Origin of the sequence: Crossiella sp. SN42 (assembly GCF_023897065.1) — a bacterium.
Classification (GTDB): Bacteria; Actinomycetota; Actinomycetes; order Mycobacteriales; family Pseudonocardiaceae; genus Crossiella.
Genome location: NZ_JAMHIV010000077.1, coordinates 2501 through 5355, shown reverse-complemented (window position 1 = coordinate 5355; position 2855 = coordinate 2501). Strand labels below are relative to the sequence as shown.

General features: G+C 56.5%; 2 rRNA genes (1 of these 2 cut by a window edge). Both read right to left on the bottom strand.

What is annotated here, in order from left to right:
- Nucleotides 1-117 (bottom strand): 5S ribosomal RNA (gene rrf, locus M8C13_RS44230).
- Between the two features lie 90 nt (nt 118-207).
- Nucleotides 208-2855: ribosomal RNA gene (locus M8C13_RS44225) — 23S ribosomal RNA — on the bottom strand; it runs 467 nt beyond the window's last position.

Below are 2855 nucleotides of genomic sequence, written 5' to 3'. Positions count from 1 at the left end.
GTTCGGCGGCGTCCTACTCTCCCACACACTCACGCATGCAGTACCATCGGCGCTGGAGGACTTAGCTTCCGGGTTCGGAATGGGACCGGGCGTTTCCCCTCCGCCATAACCACCGAAACACTATGAAAAAACCATCAACATCCAACCATCAAACAGTGGACGCTAGTAGTTCTCTCAGAACCACACAGTGGACGCGTAGCAACTTTGTGAATCAAGCCCTCGGCCTATTAGTACCCGTCAACTCCACCCATTACTGGGCTTCCATCTCGGGCCTATCAACCCCATCGTCTCTAGGGGGCCTTAACCACTCAAAGGTGGTGGGAGACCTCATCTCGAAACAGGCTTCCCGCTTAGATGCCTTCAGCGGTTATCCCTTCCGAACGTAGCCAACCAGCCATGCTCTTGGCAGAACAACTGGCACACCAGAGGTTCGTCCGTCCCGGTCCTCTCGTACTAGGGACAGCCTTCCTCAAGTCTCCAACGCGCGCGGCGGATAGGGACCGAACTGTCTCACGACGTTCTAAACCCAGCTCGCGTGCCGCTTTAATGGGCGAACAGCCCAACCCTTGGGACCTACTCCAGCCCCAGGATGCGACGAGCCGACATCGAGGTGCCAAACCATGCCGTCGATATGGACTCTTGGGCAAGATCAGCCTGTTATCCCCGGGGTACCTTTTATCCGTTGAGCGACACCGCTTCCACAAGCCAGTGCCGGATCACTAGTCCCGACTTTCGTCCCTGCTCGACCCGTCAGTCTCACAGTCAAGCTCCCTTGTGCACTTACACTCAACACCTGATTGCCAACCAGGCTGAGGGAACCTTTGGGCGCCTCCGTTACCCTTTGGGAGGCAACCGCCCCAGTTAAACTACCCACCAGGCACTGTCCCTGAACCGGATCACGGTCCGAGGTTAGACATCCAGTACGACCAGAGTGGTATTTCAACGACGACTCCACCACAACTAGCGTTGCAGCTTCACAGTCTCCCACCTATCCTACACAAGCCGAACCAAACACCAATACCAAGCTATAGTAAAGGTCCCGGGGTCTTTCCGTCCTGCCGCGCGTAACGAGCATCTTTACTCGTAATGCAATTTCACCGGGCCTGTGGTTGAGACAGCGGAGAAGTCGTTACGCCATTCGTGCAGGTCGGAACTTACCCGACAAGGAATTTCGCTACCTTAGGATGGTTATAGTTACCACCGCCGTTTACTGGCGCTTAAGTTCTCAGCTTCGCCACCAAAGTGACTAACCGGTCCCCTTAACGTTCCAGCACCGGGCAGGCGTCAGTCCGTATACATCGTCTTGCGACTTCGCACGGACCTGTGTTTTTAGTAAACAGTCGCTTCTCCCTGGTCTCTGCGGCCAACCAACCCTAACCCGCAAGGGGTTTCAAGTCAGCGGGCCCCCCTTCTCCCGAAGTTACGGGGGCATTTTGCCGAGTTCCTTAACCACAGTTCACCCGAACGCCTCGGTATTCTCTACCTGACCACCTGTGTCGGTTTGGGGTACGGGCCGCATGAACACTCACTAGAGGCTTTTCTCGGCAGCATAGGATCACTCTACTTCGCCTCAATCGGCTACGCATCACGTCTCAGCCTTATATGGCGTGCGGATTTGCCTACACACCGGCCTACACGCTTACACCAGTACTACCACTCACTGGCGGAGCTACCTTCCTGCGTCACCCCATCGCTTGACTACTACGGGATTGGTTCCCACGCTCACTCAGCTCCGTCCGAAGACTCGACCTCGCTCGGGTGGTTAACATCCCCCGCCTCACCATGGGCGCATCCACACGGGTACGGGAATATCAACCCGTTGTCCATCGACTACGCCTGTCGGCCTCGCCTTAGGTCCCGACTTACCCTGGGCGGATTAACCTGGCCCAGGAACCCTTGGTCATCCGGCGGCAGAGGTTCTCACTCTGCAATCGCTACTCATGCCTGCATTCTCACTCGCACACCCTCCACAACTCGCTCACGCGGCTGCTTCCCTGGATGCACGACGCTCCCCTACCCATCCACACGACTAGACACCCGGTTCAAGCCCGGGAGCCGATCTCATGTGTGAATGACACGGCTTCGGCGGTACGCTTAAGCCCCGCTACATTGTCGGCGCGGAACCACTTGACCAGTGAGCTATTACGCACTCTTTAAAGGGTGGCTGCTTCTAAGCCAACCTCCTGGTTGTCTGAGCGACCCCACATCCTTTCCCACTTAGCGCACACTTAGGGGCCTTAGCCGGTGTTCTGGGCTGTTTCCCTCTCGACTACGAAGCTTATCCCCCGCAGTCTCACTGCCACACTTCACACACCGGCATTCGGAGTTTGGCTGATTTCGGTAAGCTTGTAGGCCCCCTAGACCATCCAGTAGCTCTACCTCCGGCGTGAAACATGTGACGCTGCACCTAAATGCATTTCGGGGAGAACCAGCTATCACGGAGTTTGATTGGCCTTTCACCCCTACCCACAGCTCATCCCCCAGGTTTTCAACCCTGGTGGGTTCGGGCCTCCACGACGTCTTACCGTCGCTTCACCCTGGCCATGGGTAGATCACTCCGCTTCGGGTCTAGAGCACGCGACTATATCGCCCTATTCAGACTCGCTTTCGCTACGGCTACCCCACACGGGTTAACCTCGCCACGCACCACTAACTCGCAGGCTCATTCTTCAAAAGGCACGCCATCACCCCAAAAAGGCTCTGACGGATTGTAAGCACACGGTTTCAGGTACTCTTTCACTCCCCTCCCGGGGTACTTTTCACCTTTCCCTCACGGTACTAGTCCGCTATCGGTCACCAGGGAGTATTTAGGCTTAGCGGGTGGTCCCGCCAGATTCACAGCAAATTCCACGAGC